This window comes from Hymenobacter cheonanensis, assembly GCF_030581075.1.
Taxonomy (GTDB): Bacteria; Bacteroidota; Bacteroidia; order Cytophagales; family Hymenobacteraceae; genus Hymenobacter.
Map to the genome: position 1 here is coordinate 155,839 of NZ_JAUQSW010000013.1, position 16,189 is coordinate 172,027.

Sequence of the window (16,189 nt, forward strand, 5' to 3'; positions counted from 1 at the left end):
AAGCGCTAAATCGCCCGTCACGCAACGCGACGGGCCACCCGGAGGGGGTGGTCAGCAGGAAAATAGGGGAAGGGTTAGGCCTGGGGCGGCTGCCACACGGACCCGAGCGCCCGCGTTGGAGCGGCCACAACCAGCCGGCCGTGCCGGAGGCTGGTAGCCCACTCAGTGGGCGGAGTATAGGCCACCTGATTGCCCAGCGGTACGGGCATCACGGCCCCGCCGCAGCAGTGGCACTGGCACAGCGGCGAGCACCAGTCGCCCAGCGCGCCGGCCCCGCAGTCGGAATGCGAAGCGGCCACGGTTGTTTGCTGCTGGTCCTTGCATACGGGTACTTCGTCCGTGCAGGAAAGGCACGAGAGGCAGGCGAAGTAGAAGGCAAAAAACAGGGCGAGCAGGCGCATGTGCTGGCAAAGATAGCGAATCCGGGTAAACGAGCCGGGATTTTGGGCCGGGTCACTTACCGCGCAACGCTTCAAAAGGGGCGTACTCCGCTAGGTACGGGGAACCGACGCGGACAGCTGATACGTCAGGGATTTTCCGTGCTGGCCCCGCATAAAGTCCATGAATACCTCCAGGTCCTCCGTCACCCGGCTCTGCTCCAGGGCCTCGAAATACGCTTGGCGGTCCTCCCGGAATACAATGGTCAGCGGCTGGCCGTAGTAGCGCTGCACGTAGTTCATCAGCAGCCGGGAAGTACGTCCGTTGCCGTCGTTGAAGGGGTGAATGCTCACCAGCCGCTGGTGGGCCTCGAAGGCCAGCTCCAGCTGCTCGCGCTGGGTGGCCACCGCCGGCATCCGCTCTCGCAGCTCCCCCACCAGGGCCGCGACCAGGGCCGGCACCTTCTGCGCGTTGGGAAACGAGCTGGCCCCAACGATGAACACATTGTTGCGGCGCAGGTCGCCCTGCGTGGGGTCCACGGTGCCCAGGGCCGTATTGGTAAGCCGGCCGGTGCTGCGCATGACGGCCCCCGCCAGTTCCCGCAGAAAGGCCGGGCCGGGCAGCTGCCGCGCGTCGGCCCGCTCCAGGGCTAAGTCAAGGGCGCGGGCGTGGTCGCCCAGCATGTCGTAGCCTTCCAGCGGCTTGCCCGGCCCTAGGGTGGGGGCTTCCCCTAATAGGAAATCCATGGCTTCGAGCACCGTCACGCGGGAGCCCTCAATCATGGTGGAGTGGGCCGATACCATCACCTGACTAAGCTGCTGGCTGGTTTGCTGGCGCACCGGGGGCAGCTGCTGCACCAGCTCGGTGAGGTGCTCAATCTCGGTCCACGTCATGCGGCCTGCCGCAGGGTGGCCGCCCGGAGCGCCGCCACGTCCACCGTGGCCAGCGGCAGGGGCGAGGCCAGGCCCGCGCCGTGAATGAGGTCGCTGGCCCAGGCCGCCAGGTCATAAGCGTAAATCATGCGCCGCCCCGCCTCGTCCTGGTACTCGGTTTTGCCGCGCATGAAGGCTTCCAGGCTCGGCCGCAGCGCCGCCGGCACCTCCACCAGCGCCTGGTCGGGGTGGGTGGGGCTGAGCAGCGAGTTCAGGTAGTCCCGTAGAGCCTGATAAGCAGCTTGGCTGGCAGAAGTCATGGATTGCGGAATGGTGAGCAGGCGGCCGAATGCGTTACCAAAAGTAGCAAATTAGAGGTTAATGCTCTTGCTGAGTGATGGCCGGACGACAGTAATTCGAAGGGCCGTGGGGCGAACCCTTGCGGGCCGGGCTGTGCGGGGCTCCGGCGGCGCCTACGGTCCTGCGGACTAAACCCCTTCCATCCCTTTCGCGGACCAGAGGAAAAACAGCACCGCGAAGAAATAGTCACGCCAGCGGGCAATGGGCCGACCAGACGGGAGCGATGGCAATGAGGAACAAAAGGGAAAAAAATCAGAATCCGTGCCAAAAGAGGTGATTTATTGCGCAATTATTGACACTTTAATTTAAATATTATTGAAACATTAATGCGGAATTTTGCGTTTAAATAGTATAAGCAGCAAGCATAAAACCAACCTGTTAAGTCATGAAAAAGCCCGCTCCTTTCGCTCCCCGCCCCGACGTGTACGAAATCATCACCAACCGCATTATTCTGGCGTTGGAGAACGGCGTGACCCCGTGGAAGCAGCCGTGGAACGCCGCCCACGGCGCGCCCCGCAACTACCGCAGCAAGCACGTGTATCAGGGCGTGAATGCCCTACTGTTGGGGATGCTGGACTACGAGCACCCGTATTTTCTGACCTACAACCAAGCCAAGGAGCTGGGCGGGCAGGTGCGCCGGGGCGAGAAGGGCATGCCGGTGGTCTTTTTCACCGTGACCAAGAAGGACGACGGCAAGGGCGAGGAGAAGAAGAAGGCGTTTCTGAAATACTCCACGGTATTCAACGTGGCCCAGATTGACGGCGTGGATTGGAATTTCCCCGAGTTGCCCAGCCGCGAGCACACGCCCGAGCAGGCCGCCGAGCTGGTGCTGGCCGGCTACGTGGGTGGCCCCCGCGTGCTGCACAAGGGCAGCGAAGCCCTATACCGCACCAGCACCGACACCGTGACCATGCCCGCGGCCACCGACTTCCATACGGCCGAAGACTATTACCACACCCTCTTTCACGAGCTGACCCACTCCACCGGCCACGCCAAGCGGCTGGACCGGGCCACGCTCACCGAGCTGGCCGCCTTTGGCAGCGAAACCTACGCCAAGGAAGAGCTGGTGGCCGAGCTGGGCGCCTCCTTCCTGAGCCACGCGGCCGGGCTGGACCTAACCCGCACCGAGCCCAGCAGCGCCAGCTATATCGCCAACTGGCTGCAGGCCCTGCGCAACGACAAGCAGCTGATTATTTCGGCCGCCAGCCAGGGCCAGAAAGCCGCTAACCATATTCTGGGCATCGTGCCCAGCTACGAAGTGGAGGAGGCTCCCGGCACCGAAGTCACGCCGCAGTAAGGCTGGCAGCCGCCCGATGGAGATGTTTCGTCGGGCGGCCACCGGGGCGAGCAACAAAAGGAAATTGCAATTGCAAAAAAGCAATTGTTAAAATTGGACAAAAGGGAAAAATTCGTCCGTCGCACTTTCCTCGTGGGTGCTTAAATAGTCAATAATTAACACTTTAATTTAAATAAAACTGAAACATTAATGCTGAATTTTGCGTTTAATAGGTATAAGCAACGAACGATAAAAAAGCCCTTTATCTATGGTTGACGAAGCTTTTGATTTAGCCCCCGGCGAGGTATGGGCCGACCGGTTTGACCCCGCCGACGAAGCGCCCAGCGCATCCCCGGCAGTATCCGCCGCTGAACTGGCGGCATGGGAAGCCGCCCCCTGGTTTTAGCCGCTCTTTTCACCTCAAACCCGTTTTCAGTATGACCGCTCCCGTCACTTTTCGCCCCGCCCGCCGCATTTCCGCCGCTCGTCTAGCCCGGCTCCGCGCTGCCAACGCCGCCCAGCGTCAGGCCCGCGAGGATGCCTGGCAAGCCCGCCAGGATGCCGCCGAGCAACTGACCAACCCGGTGCCCGAGTTCGGAGCTGCGCCCCGCTTAACGATGCTCCCCGGTGGGCTGCACTGGTCAGCCCAGCAGCCCGTGCCAGCGGTAGGGGCCACGGTAACGGTGAACCGCGACGGGCACCCGGAGCGGGCCGAGGTGAAAGGCTACACCCATGCCGCCGGCTTTCTGGGACTGGTTACCGAAACCACCCACCATGCCAAGACCGCCCGCCGCCGCAAGCACAGCCCCCGCGCGGGCGTGGTATTCGGCAGCCAGTTGGCCCTTGCTGCCTAGCCTCCGGCTCATCTTCTCCCTACTCCCTTTTCCCCTTCAATTATGATTAACCCCGCCCCCGCCCCCCAGCAGCCCCAGATTAGCTCCCTCGATTGGGCCGGCGACCCGCAGCAGTGCCCGCAGTGGATAGGTTTCCCCACCCGCGCCGGCTTACCAGTTGGCCTGCAATGGTCGGGCAGGGGCGAGGTGCCCGCCATCGGTGCCCGGATTCATATCTACATGAACGGCATCGGCCCGGCCGAGGTGAAAGCGTACTTTCACGCCGAGGGGTATGTAGGAGTACTTTGCCAGCCGGATAAGATGCCCGAGCATCTGGCGAAGCACGGCATAACGCTCGGGCATTTTTTCGGCCGGGAGCTGGAGCCCTACACGCCCGGCCCCGCCGCGCCGGCCCAGGTGCCCGAAGTGGTAGAAATCAGCTCGCAGGAGTACCGGGTGATTCCGGCCCCGCTGTACTACCGCAACTTGCACACCGGCCGCATTACGGTGGTGTACGACGGACTGGCCGACTACTACGGTTTCTTTGAGGTGGAAGCCTTCACCGGCCCCGACCGCCAGGATGCGGCCCAGCTGGCTGACCCGGCTAATTGGCGGGAGATTCCCGAGCACCACTATCTGCAGGTGCACGAGGCCAGCCACGAGCGCAAGGCCCCGCAGCTGTTCGCCCTTCGCGCCGGCACGGCCGACCAAGTGGACTACCTGACCGAGCAGTTTCCCGGCCCGTTCCGCATCCCCGCCGCCGTACCCTACACCTTCGACCGGTACGACACGCTGAGCGCCCTGGCCGAGGCCATGAAGCAGCAGGGCCCGCAGTACAGGGGCCGCATCGTGGAAAAAAACGAGTGGCGGACGTGGGTAGCGTTTGAGGAAGAAATGGGCGGCAGCGGGGAGTGCCCGTGGGAGCGTGTGCAGCTCGACTTGGGCCAGCTGCCGCTTGACAGCTACGCCTACCTTTCGGGCCGGCGGGCTACGGCTGAGGAAGGCGAGGGCAGCGGCCGGGTTACGCTTTGGCAGCAGCCCGGTGGGCAATACTACGTGGAAACCGAGCCTCGTTTTCACTACGGCCCGAATTACCTTACCCTGACCCCGCTAACGCTGGCCCAGGTGCAGGAGCGGTATGCGTTCGACTTCACGCCCAACGGCCAGGAGCCCGCGCCGACCGAGCACGGGGACTGGATTCCGGAGTACCCGCCCCAGGAGGGCGATGAGCTAACCAATAATCAGGATTGCACCGAGTACCCCGAGTACCCCGGCGACGAGCAGCGCGACTAACTAATGCTCCCGGTTTTCAGCGTCCACGTCCACCGCGCCGGCAGCCGGTGGGCGTGGAAAATGCGCCAGGGCCAGAGCCCGCCGCCAGCATCTGAGCTGGCATAGCAGACAGCTTCTTTAGAGTTATCACGGCGCGCCTTGAACTGCCCCACGTCGAGGTGCAGGAGCACCAGCCGGCCCGGCAACAGCCCGCCTAACCCCACTTTTTACAATTGCAAAATCTTATGCTGCCCAACCTCCCCGCCATCGAAACTCACTCCGGCCGCATTGCCATTGGGGCCACCGTCCGCAGCACGCGCTACCGGGAAGTGCAGGGCCTCGTGACCGCCATTCATTGGAACGGCTACCACTACGCCATCAAGGTAGATGACCGCCACAGCGACGACGCGGGCCAGTACGAGCTACTGTCCCCGCCCACGCAACAAGGCTTTAACTATGTCAATCCGCACACTCAGCAGGTCCTAAGCGGCCGGTTCGAGGTTCTGCTACCAGGGGAGGGGGACCGGATATATTTTGCCGACACCGCCGAGCAGGTAATTGCCCTACTCGCGGCCACCATCGGCCTGCGCGACCAGGCCCGCGAAGTCGAATACCTGCAGCAACGGACCGCGGCCGACCAAGTGGATGAGCTGCGCTGGCGCGGGCAGGCCGTGGGCAGCATAGTTGGCCAACTCGCTTACGTGAGCACCGGCCGGCAACACCCGGCCCCCAAGTTTCGAGTGGGCCAGCAGGTGCATTTTTTCAGCCCTCACACAACCCACACAATCAGTGGACTGGCTTTGTACAAGGACCGCCTGAACAACCTTAAGACGCAGTGGCACTACTTCTATGAAGGAGCCCAGGGCACTCACTACCCCATGAGCGAGGCCAACACCACGGCCGCGCCGGGAGAGCTGGCTGCTTAGCCCCCCCATTTTACAATTGCAAAACCAGCAGTTCTTTTTCCCTTTTTGTTATGGCTTACCCCACCCCCCAGGAAATCACGGCCAAGGCCGCAGCGAAGGGCTTTCGCGTCGGCGCTTATGTCCACATGAGCACCCGCAACGCCGACACGGCCGCGCCCATTCAGGAGTTCACGGCTATAAACGGCCAGGTGCAGGCCGTTTGGATGGGCGGCGCTTGTCGCAACCTGCTAGGTGAGTTGCGCTTAAGCGCTCAGCACCGCTTGCCCTACCAATTCCCGACCGGCTATGAGTTCTTCACCAGCCCGCACCTCGTAGCCGAGGCTAGCCGCCAGGCCGGCAGCAGCGCGGCCACCGAGGGCTACACCGCTGTTTGGGTGCAGGGCTTTGGTAGCACCGACACTGACACATGGGTTACTTCTGACCCCAACCCCCAGAGCGCCGGGGCGGTATTCGTTAGCATTCGGCAGCAGCCAGCCGAGGCTCCGGTGCCCGAGCTAAGCCCGAACATGGAAATCATTGTGGCTGGCCAGGTAGTGACCGCGGCCGACGTGGCCCACTGGATGAACACCGACCCTAAACAAGGCGCGAAACTGTTCAAAGAGATGCAAAAATTATACGGTGCCAAACCCACCATGCTAGACTTGGCAATGTTCAGCGGTGCTACGATGCTGGCCCCCGTCGCCGCCAGTGTGATAGCGGCCAGGCGCAAAGCTGAGGGCAAGTAGTATCCTGACTGAGCAGTAAACAAAGCGCCCCGGTAGGTTAACCGGGGCGCTTTTACTTTTCGACCTGCAGGCCGCTTGTGAGGATACTTATCGTTTGCGCGTTCACGCGAGCACCTTGCAACAGCCTAGGTGACAATACGAAGGGTCACATGCCGGCCCTGCTGCTTCATGATTCGCACAATGGAATAGCTTCCTAGATTCAGGTTGAAATTCAAGTAGTTATCCATGAACGCGCGTTCCTGTTCACTGCCTTCGGCTTGCTGCACATTCCGAATGGCGGTGGCTTCGGCTTGCGTATCAGGCAATAGCTCAACGCTAACCTCGTACTGGCTATTTCCCACGCTCTGCTTGCTTAGTATCTTGTGTTTCATTGGAGAAGTAAAATTGCAGCTGCCTGCTACTACAAATTCAGCGCCTGTTGCACAATCAGCTTTGCTTCGGCGGCTTCGTTCTTTGCATCAATCTTAGCCTGCTTGGCGTCTTCCAGCGCCTGCTTGCCAGCCCGCACGAAGGCCGCGTTGCAGTAGCGCAGCTTATCATCGATGTGCCGATTGGAGCGGTTCTTCAGTTCCCAGGCCTTGAGCAGTTCCAGGGCTCCTTCCTGCTTGAGGATGGGGGCGTACTTGACAATGTTGGCGTCGGTCACCTTCCAGTCGCGCAGCCGGGCAATGATGCTGCCAGTGGCCGCGTTTTCCAGCCAGGAAGCGGGAATATCTTTTAGCGTCGGCCCTTTTTTCAGCTCGAACCGAAACCGGATAATCTTCTTGCGGCCCCGGGTGGGCCGGGTGGTTTCGTAGATGGGGGTGAAGGTGAACTCGAAGTCGGTGCCGGCCAGCTCCTTTTCCGGCTCCTTCATGGTGTTGGCAATAAGCAGCATGGTGTTGGGGTACTTCATCAGCGCCTTGCCGGTCTTGCCCTTCTTCACCTGCCCGCGCTTGTCGTACTCGTACCAGCAATCCATATACTGCCGGTACTCTTCCACGGGCACTTCCCAGTAGCCCTTGTCCTGCCAGGCGGCCAGGATTTCGAAGAACCGCATGCTGTACCAGCTTTTCAGGTTCATGTAGCCGTGCAGCGGAAACTTGCTGAAGTGGGCTGCCTTCACCAAGTAGGGGGCCAACTGCGGGTTGAGCAGGATGGTAATGATGCCGTCCTTGTAGCCCACGCGCTGCTCGCGGGTGGTGTCGAGCAGGTGCCGGAAGTACCATTCCTTCTTCTCGATGCTCTCAAACTCCCACTTCACGTCGGCCAGTTCGTAGAGCGCGCCCTTGATTTTGGAGTACGCCGTTTCCGGCTCGATGTCGGTGCCCTCCAGAATGGAAGAGATGTGCAGCTGGTAGAAATCCCGCAACTGATAATCGTTGTCCCGAATCTGGTCAATCACCCGCGCCATGATGCGCTTACCGTACACCGAAATCTTCTTCTGGTGGGCAAACGTGACGTTCCAGTGCTGCTTGACTTCCCCCCGGTATTCAGGCTCGTACTTGAGGTCCAGCTCCAGCATCGGAGCCGCCGGGACGCGGGAGATACGTTTATCAGCCATGGAGTTAAGCAGCAAGTAGCGGTGGGAAGCATACGCAAGATATACCAAAACGGCTAAAAAGGTAAGGTGCTACTTTGCCTACCTTACCTTTTGCTTTGCCTCTGCTCCAATCACCCGCCAGCAAGCCGGGTCGGGAAGCTGCTGATACTACCTGTCCAAACCTTAGTTTATTCACCCAGCGCAGCCAAACGCCACCTATCGCGAAGCCATTCCCCCGACCTGAGCACCTGTCTAAACCTTAGTTTATTCAGTTTAGTAACCCGCAGCAGCTGTCGAAGCCAGCGGAGCAATGTGGATAACCCACCTGTCCAAACCTTACTTTTTACCTGTCCAGAACTTACTATTTGATGGCGAAAACCTGTCCAGAACTTAGCTTTTGAAACTGCAGCACCTGTCCAAACCTTAGCTTTTACCTGTCCAGAACTTAGCTTTTGGCCGTTTACTCCTTATAGTAAACTAGTATGTTCTTTTTAACTAATCAGTAAAAAACTACTATTTAGTCTGTCGACCAAGAGAAAGCATTTAGGACCGAAGGGATGTACCCCACCGGCACATGGGCCGAAAGGAAAACAAACAACAAAGTCTAAAAAGGTAAAAAACAGGGATTGCACTTTTCTGCTTTTTTATGCTATTATTGCAAGTTTAGAACTCCTTCTTGTACTGCTAAAGTACTGGAATAAGTGTCAGCAATTCAGAGAATCAGCAGCAGCGACAGTTTCTGGAACACCAACCCCAGCCGGGCAGCCCCTCAATAGCCATCCGGCTAGCAAACTCCTGCCTAAAACCGAAAAAACTAAGCCCTGGGTATGATTATGGCGATAGTGACCCAGAAAAACGCTGAGAAGCTGACTTAAAAATGAACAAGGGGGAAAAATCAATGCATGGGCCAAAAGGTCAGGCTAAACCATCATAATTTGACACTTTATTTTTAATAAAATTGAATTATTAATTGGTTATAGAAGTACCGATAAAACGCAATCAAAGCACAAAACAACAGACACTTAGCTATAAGGCTAGCCCCGTACTGTTGTGCTGAAATCACCACTTTTATACTGCGCATAATAGGCAGATTTAGATACCCACAGAAGCCACAATGTGGGTTTTGACCCTGAGCCAGTTACCTCAGTCGACCACGCCGGGTTGCGGGAAAGGGTTGCGGACAGATAATGGTACGTGAGCAAGGAGAAGCCCTATCTATTTAGTCAATAATAGACGCTTTAATTTAAATAAAATTGAAACATTATTGTCTATTCTAACGTTTAATTAGTATCCGCAACGCAGTAAGATAGCCTTTTGATTATGAGCGCCAAGCCCGAAATTGTCGAAGAAGCTTACATCATTTTATCGCAGTTAGGAGGCCGTCGCTTTCTGGTGATGACTGGGGCCGACAAGCTCATGGCCGCCGGCCGGACGGCCAGCAACCCCAATCCCTGGCTGCGGATGGACCTGCGCCGCAACCAAGCCCAGGTGAACCGTCTGAAAATTACCCTCATGCCCACCGACACCTACAAGGTGGAATTCTACCACCAGAAGCTGGTTGACTGGGAACCGGTCATTACCAACCAGCAGACGTTTGAAATGGTGTACGGGGAGGATTTACCGGCTCTTTTCACTTCGGTCACGGGCTACGATACCCACCTTTAGCCCCTTCCTGATGCGTGCCAGCGAAGCTCCCACCATCATCCAGCCAGGCTGGAACCAGTATCGCAGCCGGGTTATCGCCGCCATTACCGACGTGGAAATGCTAATGCAGCAGCTGAGCAAAGGCCTCGACTGCGACGGCCTGACTGCCGAAGTGGCCCTGCGGCTCGGGCTCCGCATCGATACCCAGCCCGATTTCGACGTGCTCAACACCCTGGTACGGGCCGTACGCCCCATCGGCCGCGAGGCCCTGCGGGCTACCCGTGAGGACCAGGGCGGTCAGTTTTCCCTCCTATTGCTTTAACCCCCATGCCATACCCCAATCCCAAGATTTAGTTGTTGGCGAAGCCGTGTATTATGCCCGGGAGCAGGCCGTGGGCCTGATTTACACCACCTACGAGCGGGGTCGCCACGAGCGCCCCGGCGTGCAGCTGCTGCTCAGCGACGGCCGCGACCTGAGCGGCTTCAGCGCCGAAGAGGCCGACCGGTTTCTGCAGCCGCTGGGCGATACCGGCCTGCGCTACGAGTTTGCCAACGTGGGCCAGCTGGCCCGCGACTACCAGTACGGCGTGTTCGGCCAGGCCTTCCACAACGCACAGGTGCTGCTGCTGGCGCGGGAGCTGGCCAGCAGCAGCACCCGTTAGGTAGCCATTTTCTCTCATTTGTTCTTCTTGCCATGCCCCCAACCACTCAGCACCCCCTGAATAGCCCCGCTTTTGCCCCGCAGCTGGCTTATCTGGCCGTCGAGCAGCAGCCCACCGATTCCACCGAAGCGCAGCGCCTGGAGCAGTTGCGGCAGCTTATCAAGGCTGCGCCCGATACGGCCGACCTGCGCGAGTTTGCCGAGCCGGCCCGCCAGCTGCTGGGGCCTGGCTACTGCGTGCACTGCGGCAGCTCGCACGTTTGGATAAAGCGCGACGACCAGCCCGAGCGCCTGGCCATCGTGGCCGACCGCCACACCACTGCCTACCGCGAGTGGAACAGCCCACTGCCGGCTCCGGGGGCAGAATAGCCGCTTATAAAAAGTGGTTTTTCAGTTCTGGCTTTGCCTTAACTTGCCTCCCTAACGCCTGACTACTCGCCCTGCATGTACAACTTTCAGAGCCTCACGAAAAAGGACTGGGCCACCGACTACGGTTTCCGCAAAGCCCTCGAAGCGGAACCCGGCACGATGAAGTTTGCCGGGCAGCCCGTGGGAACCGGGCGCCGGGACATCGTGGAATACTGGCAGCGCGAGAAAAACCACTACCGGCTCTGGGAGCTGCTGCTCTACATGGGCAGCCACACCGTGCCGCAGACGGTGGCCTACTTTGACCTGCCGGCCGACACGGCAGATTTTCTGCGCTGGGTGTACAACGACGTGTCCCACGAGCAGCGCGAGCAGGTACAGGAAATGGTGCAGGGCTTCGCCAGCGGCTTTGACCAGATGAATTTCTTCCCCTACGCCGAGTTGTACGCTGTCTGGCAGCGCGCCGATGAGCGCCAGGCCCGCGACGGCAACGTGCTGGTGTACCTCGACCGCATCACCGAGCCGGACGGGGCGGAGATACTCCGCTACCAGGCGCCCACCTTTTTTGAATAGCCGAACTACGGGGCGGCCGGGGCCGTAATGTTGCAAAAATTGACTAATCTTTGCTCGTGTTAGACCTCTTTGCGGCCCCGGCTATGCTCAAACCAAGTTCCTATAATTCGCTGGCCGAACTCATTCACGCCCTGGGCATGCGCAGCGACACGGCCCGGCACATCGGCATCTCGCACAACACCCTCAACGTGCGCATGGCCAAGCCCGGCAGCTTTACGCTGGATGAGTTGGTGAAGGTGGCCGAGCTGGCCAAGTCCGACCTGCTTACGATGACCAAGCTGGCCCAGAAGCAAATGGATAACCCCGTGGAGCCGCCCGCCCCGGCGCTGGGCCGCCCACGCTTCAAGAAGAACCAGCCAGACGCTAGTTGATTGTGTTAAGCTGCGTTTGCTCGGACTAATGCCGGGCGCTCACCAATAAAAAGAGCGTCCTCACATTGAAGTAATCCTTATCGCAAACGACAGGTAACTGCTTGGTTATTTGACGAGGTGACCCGTCCGGCATTATTTCATCCGTTGAAACGAAACTATTAGTCCCTTCGTGCTTGAAAGTGATATAAACGCTGGAATCCTCAATTACCTGAGCAGACTTGTATTGGTATTTCCTTTCAAGTCCTAGAAGAGCCTTGAGCGCTGTTGAGTAGCTGCATGCAGCAGGGAAGCCAGATGATGCGGGTGAATTGGCCAGATGCGCATATAGGCCATGTTTATGCAGCATGAACGGGCTGAGCGTTTCTAGTTTCAGGATTCTGCCACGACCGTTAAGCTCCTTTGCCAACCGATAAGTATCTGTTCCATAATCAGAACAATCAGTATCGTCTGACAAGAAAAGATAGGTTACATCAACCTCCTCAATTGACAATCCATGCTTATCATAAGCGAGCGCTGAAAGCACTTCAAACAGGCTTTCTCGGGCCAACCTTATTTTTTCAAGTTCTGCACTTTGCAAAAGTTCAGCCTTTTCCTCTGAACGTCGGTGTTTCGCTTCTATCCAACTCATTGTATAAGTTTACTTGATTGGCTGTAGAGTTGAACACCTTGCTATGTTCCTGCTTTGCGGCAAGTTACACAGAGGCCGCAAGTCGACACTATTGGTGCGGTCGGGGAATACTAGTTTTTAGTCAGTAAACGCATAGCTCCGGCACCAACTTGGCTACCATTCGTAGCCAGTTTCTGCACTTCACCGCCGACTTTTTACCACTCGTCCTTTTTTCTCCGAAGGGCTAATTTGGCTTGTTAGTTTCGCTGCGTACTAGCTACCCAGCATGAAACTTATTATCGTCGAAAGCCCTAACAAGATTAAAAAAATCAAGGGCTACGCGGGACCGGATTATGAGGTGGCCGCCTCGGTTGGCCACATTCGGGATTTGCCCGTGGGTGGGGGTGACATTGGCATTGACCGCGAGCACGGCCACGCGCTGAAGTACGTCGTCAGCGACGACAAGAAGGCTGTGGTGGCCAACCTGTGCCGCCTGGCCAAAGCCGCCGGCCCCCAAGGCGTGTACCTGGCCACCGACCCCGACCGGGAGGGCGAGGCCATTGCGTTTCACCTCTGCGAAGTACTGGGCCTGGACCCGCGCACGACCAAGCGCATCGCCTTTCAGGAAATCACCGAGAAGGCTATTAAGGCCGCGCTGGCCGCACCCACTACGGTGGACCTGCACCTGGTGCACGCCCAGGAGGGCCGCCGGGCCGTGGACCGGCTGGTGGGCTTCACCATCAGTCCGGTGCTCAACCGCAAGCTGGCGGCGGGGCTCTCGGCGGGGCGGGTGCAGTCGGTAGCCGTGCGCTTGGTGGTGGAGCGGGAGCGCCAGATTCAGCAATTCACCGACGTGTTCACTGTGCCGGTGGTGGCCACGCTGCAGACCAGTCACGGCGAGCAGCTGCGCGCCCGCCGCACTGCCCCTCCCTTCGCTGTGCTTGACCAGGCCCAGGCCTACTTGTCTCAGGTCGGCCGCGGCGCGGGCTTTGGGGTGTTGAGCGTGGAGAAAAAGCCCGTGGAACAGCAGCCCGCACCGGCCTTCTCCACCTCGACACTGCAGCAGGAAGGGGTGAAAAAGCTCCGATTCACCGTGCAGAAAGTATCGGACTTGGCCCAGAAACTGTTTGAAGAGGGCCACATCACCTATATCCGCACCGACAGCGTGAACCTGGGCGAGGAGGCCACCCAGCAGGTCCAAGTGCAGATTGCCGCGCAGTTCGGGGCGGGCCAGTTTCAGGCCCGCCAGACCAAAAACAAGGACGGCGCGCAGGAGGCCCACGAAGCCATCCGACCCACGCACTGGGAGCAGGCCCATGCCGGCGACACGCCCGACGAGCAGGCGCTCTACCGACTGATTTACACCCGCGCCTTGGCCTCACAGATGGTGGCCGCCCAGTACGACCAGACCACGATAACCCTCGCGCCGGCGGCCGATGCCGCTGATACCTACACCAGCTCCACCCGCGTGCTCACCCGCGCCGGCTATTTGGCCGTGTACCAGGACGCCGAGGAGGAAGGGCAAGAGCCCGATGACGAGGCGGAAACGACGCTCAAACACCCGGTGCAGGAAGGCGAGACGCTGACGCTGGTAAAGCTGGAGGCCCGCCAAAGCTTTGCCCGGCCCGCCCGGCGCTACAACGAGGCCACCCTGGTTGCGGACTTGGAAAAGCAGGGCATTGGCCGGCCAAGCACCTACGCATCCATCCTGCGCACCATTTTCGCCCGGAAGTACATCAGCACCGGCAGCGTGGCGGGCAAGAAGCTCACCGCGCAGGTCCTGACCTGGCAGGATGGCCAGCTGACTACCAGCCAGCGCAGCGAAACCCTGGGCGCGGATAAGGACAAGCTGCTGCCCACGGCCACTGGCACGCAAGTCACAGAATTTCTGGAGCGCAACTTCCCAAAGGTGATGGACTACAAGTTCACCGCCGGCTGCGAGGCCGTGTTCGACAAGATTGCCCGGGGCCAGCAGACCTACCAGCAGTTCGTGCCGATGTTCGACCAGAACCTGCTGGGCTGGGTGACGGCCGCCGACCAGCTCACCCCGGACCGGGCTGAGCTGCAGAAGCGCCTCATCGGCCACTTCGAGGGCGCGGAAATGCTGCTGGGCACCGGCAAAAATGGCCCATACATCCTGCACGCCGAGAAATACTACAACCTTCCCGAGGGCATCAGCCCCGCGCAGCTGAGCGAGGCGCAGGCGCAAGACCTGATTGCCCAGCGCCGGGCGTCAGCTCCCCGCGAGGTGGGCCTGCACGAGGGCAAGCCGGTGGTCGTGGGGCAGGGGCCGAAAGGCGTTTACCTGAAGTGGCGCGAGCAGTATTTCAACGTGCCAGCCGGCATATCTGCCGCGGCTGTTACCCCGGCACTGGCTGTCAATTACCTCATCAAAGCCCAGGCGGAGGCCGCCAAAAACGTGCTGGCCACCGTGGGCAAATACACCATCGGCCGCAACGAGTGGGGCCTGTATATCACCGACGGAGAGGTAAAAGCTAAGTTTAAGCCGGGCACCACGGAGGAGCAGGCCCTGGCCACCACGGCCGAGCAGGCCGCTGAAATAATTAAAAGCTACAAAGCATGGAAGAAGAAAAACGCGGGCCGGAAGTAGCGCCCCTGAGCTTTCCCGACCTGAGTCTGGCCTTGCCCTATCAGGACGCGCTGCTCTACGCCCAGAACCGGTTGAAGATGATTGCCCGGGGCGGGCTGCTGCCGTTTTGTGAGGCCCACAAGTTTCCCTACACCACCATCATCAACCTGAAAAACGGAAACCTCAAGAAGGAGGAGCCTCGGCTGCTACACCGGCTGCTGCGCAGTCTAGACGTGCAGAACGAGTTGCTGCAGTTTCCGCCGGATAGCCCAAGTCAGCGGTTTTTGCTGCCAGATGGCGAGGCGCTGGCCACTTTTCAGCTACAGATGGCCTTTTTTAAGTCTCCTGGCTAATGCGTGAATAGAGGTAATGCCCAAAAAGGTGCCAACAAGGTTACCGTTAAAACGGAACGTAAGATTCAAGGCCAGTACAACTTGACTTGTATTTCAGTCAGGTTTTCGGCATGACGTGTTAATAAGCTCAGTTGAATAGGTGTTAACGGCGTCAGATTTGTGCCGACTCGACATACAATCTGCCATTCGTCGGAGGTAAGGTCGCGAGCTATTAATCCAGCGTAATCTAGTTGCTGCTCCAGGTATTCTGTGAGTGCAAGCCGGTGTTCTTTCGGATTAGCCACCCATTCGGCGCGAAGCTGCCTGGCCGCTACTACTGCTGGTGGGATATTACCCTGAGCCAGGTTATCGATGAAACCCGGGATGCTGTTTTTGAGCTGCCATCCTAATGATAGATAGGCAACACACTTGCTGTGCTCCGTGGCGCGTTGAAAAAGATTGGCCATCATCTGCGCATTTTTAATGCGGTTCATGAACAAATCCACTGTGCGCAGCAAAAGTGCTATTGTGTTGGGATAAGGGCTGTTTCCCAATGGGCTCAGGCCCGCTCCAGCATCCGATACAATGATGGTATTACACTCGTATCGGCTGTTGGCCTGCGTGAGTTTCTGGATGCCCTGGTTGTCGTAAACCCCGCCATCGATGAGTTGTGGGTGGGCACGATTGGTATCGGCTGGCTCTTGAAAGTATTGTGGGCCAATCGTAATGGGGGTGAAGGCAAAAGGTACGCAGGATGAGGCCGCTACGGCCCGCGCCACTGGGAAAGAAGCCGCATTGAATTGTACCGGGGGTTGGTAGTAGGAATAAGTCGAGTCAGTCATCCACTCCCGTGAGAAAGTGAATGGCCGTCCGGTCTGCAA

At 58.9% G+C, this 16,189-nt stretch carries 21 protein-coding genes; 14 read left to right on the forward strand and 7 right to left on the reverse strand.

Features of this window, described 5'->3' with window-relative positions:
• Positions 1-74 precede the first annotated feature (74 nt).
• The 3 genes from Q5H89_RS20850 to Q5H89_RS20860 form a co-directional block, all read right to left on the reverse strand.
• Positions 75-401 (reverse strand): DUF6660 family protein, encoded by a 327-nt coding sequence (locus tag Q5H89_RS20850; protein WP_196294831.1) that lies wholly within the window; start codon positions 399-401, stop codon positions 75-77.
• Positions 402-491: 90 nt separating this feature from the next.
• The gene (locus Q5H89_RS20855) at positions 492-1,271 is read right to left on the reverse strand and encodes a Fic family protein (protein WP_305021269.1); all 780 of its coding nucleotides are present in this window, start codon (positions 1,269-1,271) and stop codon (positions 492-494) included.
• Complete coding sequence (locus Q5H89_RS20860) at positions 1,268-1,570, reverse strand: hypothetical protein (protein ID WP_305021270.1); 303 nt, start codon at positions 1,568-1,570, stop codon at positions 1,268-1,270. The genes Q5H89_RS20855 and Q5H89_RS20860 overlap by 4 nt, the downstream gene beginning before the upstream one ends.
• Positions 1,571-1,995: 425 nt before the next feature.
• Between Q5H89_RS20860 and Q5H89_RS20865 the strand changes: the two genes are divergently transcribed.
• The 6 genes from Q5H89_RS20865 to Q5H89_RS20890 all read left to right on the forward strand — a co-directional run bounded on the left by Q5H89_RS20865 (position 1,996) and on the right by Q5H89_RS20890 (position 6,642).
• Positions 1,996-2,907, forward strand: a complete 912-nt coding sequence (locus Q5H89_RS20865) for an ArdC family protein (RefSeq protein WP_305021271.1) — start codon at positions 1,996-1,998, stop codon at positions 2,905-2,907.
• 247 nt (positions 2,908-3,154) lie between these two features.
• Entirely contained in the window at positions 3,155-3,292 is a 138-nt protein-coding gene (locus Q5H89_RS20870; RefSeq protein WP_305021272.1) for a hypothetical protein, read from the forward strand.
• A 31-nt stretch (positions 3,293-3,323) separates the two neighbouring features.
• The gene (locus tag Q5H89_RS20875; protein WP_305021273.1) at positions 3,324-3,740 is read left to right on the forward strand and encodes a hypothetical protein; all 417 of its coding nucleotides are present in this window, start codon (positions 3,324-3,326) and stop codon (positions 3,738-3,740) included.
• A 42-nt stretch (positions 3,741-3,782) separates the two neighbouring features.
• Positions 3,783-5,012 carry a hypothetical protein gene (locus Q5H89_RS20880; RefSeq protein ID WP_305021274.1) on the forward strand — a complete coding sequence of 410 codons (1,230 nt, stop codon included), beginning with the start codon at positions 3,783-3,785 and terminating at the stop codon, positions 5,010-5,012.
• 224 nt (positions 5,013-5,236) lie between these two features.
• Positions 5,237-5,917 (forward strand): hypothetical protein, encoded by a 681-nt coding sequence (locus Q5H89_RS20885; protein WP_305021275.1) that lies wholly within the window; start codon positions 5,237-5,239, stop codon positions 5,915-5,917.
• A 50-nt stretch (positions 5,918-5,967) separates the two neighbouring features.
• Positions 5,968-6,642: a hypothetical protein gene (locus tag Q5H89_RS20890; RefSeq protein WP_305021276.1), complete on the forward strand. Its 675-nt coding sequence runs from the start codon at positions 5,968-5,970 to the stop codon at positions 6,640-6,642.
• Positions 6,643-6,767: 125 nt separating this feature from the next.
• Here the strand turns inward: Q5H89_RS20890 and Q5H89_RS20895 are convergent, their stop codons facing one another.
• A complete protein-coding gene (locus Q5H89_RS20895; protein WP_305021277.1) occupies positions 6,768-7,013 on the reverse strand; it encodes a hypothetical protein in 246 nt (81 codons plus the stop codon).
• A 29-nt stretch (positions 7,014-7,042) separates the two neighbouring features.
• A complete protein-coding gene (locus Q5H89_RS20900; protein WP_196288757.1) occupies positions 7,043-8,185 on the reverse strand; it encodes a replication initiation protein in 1,143 nt (380 codons plus the stop codon).
• Between the two features lie 1,299 nt (positions 8,186-9,484).
• Here Q5H89_RS20900 and Q5H89_RS20905 point away from each other — a divergent pair.
• From Q5H89_RS20905 to Q5H89_RS20930, 6 genes are all read left to right on the forward strand, one after another.
• Positions 9,485-9,829, forward strand: a complete 345-nt coding sequence (locus Q5H89_RS20905; protein WP_305021278.1) for a hypothetical protein — start codon at positions 9,485-9,487, stop codon at positions 9,827-9,829.
• 10 nt (positions 9,830-9,839) lie between these two features.
• The gene (locus Q5H89_RS20910; protein ID WP_305021279.1) at positions 9,840-10,130 is read left to right on the forward strand and encodes a hypothetical protein; all 291 of its coding nucleotides are present in this window, start codon (positions 9,840-9,842) and stop codon (positions 10,128-10,130) included.
• 46 nt (positions 10,131-10,176) lie between these two features.
• The gene (locus tag Q5H89_RS20915; RefSeq protein ID WP_305021280.1) at positions 10,177-10,470 is read left to right on the forward strand and encodes a hypothetical protein; all 294 of its coding nucleotides are present in this window, start codon (positions 10,177-10,179) and stop codon (positions 10,468-10,470) included.
• Positions 10,471-10,502: 32 nt separating this feature from the next.
• Complete coding sequence (locus tag Q5H89_RS20920; protein ID WP_305021281.1) at positions 10,503-10,838, forward strand: hypothetical protein; 336 nt, start codon at positions 10,503-10,505, stop codon at positions 10,836-10,838.
• A 75-nt stretch (positions 10,839-10,913) separates the two neighbouring features.
• Complete coding sequence (locus tag Q5H89_RS20925) at positions 10,914-11,408, forward strand: hypothetical protein (protein ID WP_305021282.1); 495 nt, start codon at positions 10,914-10,916, stop codon at positions 11,406-11,408.
• 56 nt (positions 11,409-11,464) lie between these two features.
• Complete coding sequence (locus tag Q5H89_RS20930; protein WP_169533877.1) at positions 11,465-11,779, forward strand: hypothetical protein; 315 nt, start codon at positions 11,465-11,467, stop codon at positions 11,777-11,779.
• A 25-nt stretch (positions 11,780-11,804) separates the two neighbouring features.
• Here Q5H89_RS20930 and Q5H89_RS20935 read toward each other — a convergent pair whose 3' ends face one another.
• Positions 11,805-12,407, reverse strand: coding sequence for a hypothetical protein (locus Q5H89_RS20935; protein ID WP_305021283.1), 603 nt, complete (start codon positions 12,405-12,407; stop codon positions 11,805-11,807).
• A gap of 265 nt (positions 12,408-12,672) precedes the next feature.
• On the opposite strand from Q5H89_RS20935, the gene topA reads away from it, so the two are divergent.
• Both topA and Q5H89_RS20945 read left to right on the forward strand, forming a co-directional pair.
• The gene (gene topA, locus Q5H89_RS20940) at positions 12,673-14,997 is read left to right on the forward strand and encodes a type I DNA topoisomerase (protein WP_305021284.1); all 2,325 of its coding nucleotides are present in this window, start codon (positions 12,673-12,675) and stop codon (positions 14,995-14,997) included.
• Positions 14,967-15,329 (forward strand): hypothetical protein, encoded by a 363-nt coding sequence (locus Q5H89_RS20945; protein WP_305021285.1) that lies wholly within the window; start codon positions 14,967-14,969, stop codon positions 15,327-15,329. The genes topA and Q5H89_RS20945 overlap by 31 nt, the downstream gene beginning before the upstream one ends.
• Positions 15,330-15,394: 65 nt before the next feature.
• Here the strand turns inward: Q5H89_RS20945 and Q5H89_RS20950 are convergent.
• The coding region (locus Q5H89_RS20950; protein ID WP_305021286.1) for a patatin-like phospholipase family protein at positions 15,395-16,189 on the reverse strand (795 nt) is incomplete at its 5' end.

Bases quoted from the DNA above. Each gene is read 5' to 3' on its own strand.
- Q5H89_RS20850 (WP_196294831.1), bottom strand. From the start codon at position 401: ATGCGCCTGCTCGCCCTGTTTTTTGCCTTCTACTTCGCCTGCCTCTCG.
- Q5H89_RS20855 (WP_305021269.1), bottom strand. From the start codon at position 1,271: ATGACGTGGACCGAGATTGAGCACCTCACCGAGCTGGTGCAGCAGCTG.
- Q5H89_RS20860 (WP_305021270.1), bottom strand. From the start codon at position 1,570: ATGACTTCTGCCAGCCAAGCTGCTTATCAGGCTCTACGGGACTACCTG.
- Q5H89_RS20865 (WP_305021271.1), top strand. From the start codon at position 1,996: ATGAAAAAGCCCGCTCCTTTCGCTCCCCGCCCCGACGTGTACGAAATC.
- Q5H89_RS20870 (WP_305021272.1), top strand. From the start codon at position 3,155: ATGGTTGACGAAGCTTTTGATTTAGCCCCCGGCGAGGTATGGGCCGAC.
- Q5H89_RS20875 (WP_305021273.1), top strand. From the start codon at position 3,324: ATGACCGCTCCCGTCACTTTTCGCCCCGCCCGCCGCATTTCCGCCGCT.
- Q5H89_RS20880 (WP_305021274.1), top strand. From the start codon at position 3,783: ATGATTAACCCCGCCCCCGCCCCCCAGCAGCCCCAGATTAGCTCCCTC.
- Q5H89_RS20885 (WP_305021275.1), top strand. From the start codon at position 5,237: ATGCTGCCCAACCTCCCCGCCATCGAAACTCACTCCGGCCGCATTGCC.
- Q5H89_RS20890 (WP_305021276.1), top strand. From the start codon at position 5,968: ATGGCTTACCCCACCCCCCAGGAAATCACGGCCAAGGCCGCAGCGAAG.
- Q5H89_RS20895 (WP_305021277.1), bottom strand. From the start codon at position 7,013: ATGAAACACAAGATACTAAGCAAGCAGAGCGTGGGAAATAGCCAGTAC.
- Q5H89_RS20900 (WP_196288757.1), bottom strand. From the start codon at position 8,185: ATGGCTGATAAACGTATCTCCCGCGTCCCGGCGGCTCCGATGCTGGAG.
- Q5H89_RS20905 (WP_305021278.1), top strand. From the start codon at position 9,485: ATGAGCGCCAAGCCCGAAATTGTCGAAGAAGCTTACATCATTTTATCG.
- Q5H89_RS20910 (WP_305021279.1), top strand. From the start codon at position 9,840: ATGCGTGCCAGCGAAGCTCCCACCATCATCCAGCCAGGCTGGAACCAG.
- Q5H89_RS20920 (WP_305021281.1), top strand. From the start codon at position 10,503: ATGCCCCCAACCACTCAGCACCCCCTGAATAGCCCCGCTTTTGCCCCG.
- Q5H89_RS20925 (WP_305021282.1), top strand. From the start codon at position 10,914: ATGTACAACTTTCAGAGCCTCACGAAAAAGGACTGGGCCACCGACTAC.
- Q5H89_RS20935 (WP_305021283.1), bottom strand. From the start codon at position 12,407: ATGAGTTGGATAGAAGCGAAACACCGACGTTCAGAGGAAAAGGCTGAA.
- topA (WP_305021284.1), top strand. From the start codon at position 12,673: ATGAAACTTATTATCGTCGAAAGCCCTAACAAGATTAAAAAAATCAAG.
- Q5H89_RS20945 (WP_305021285.1), top strand. From the start codon at position 14,967: ATGGAAGAAGAAAAACGCGGGCCGGAAGTAGCGCCCCTGAGCTTTCCC.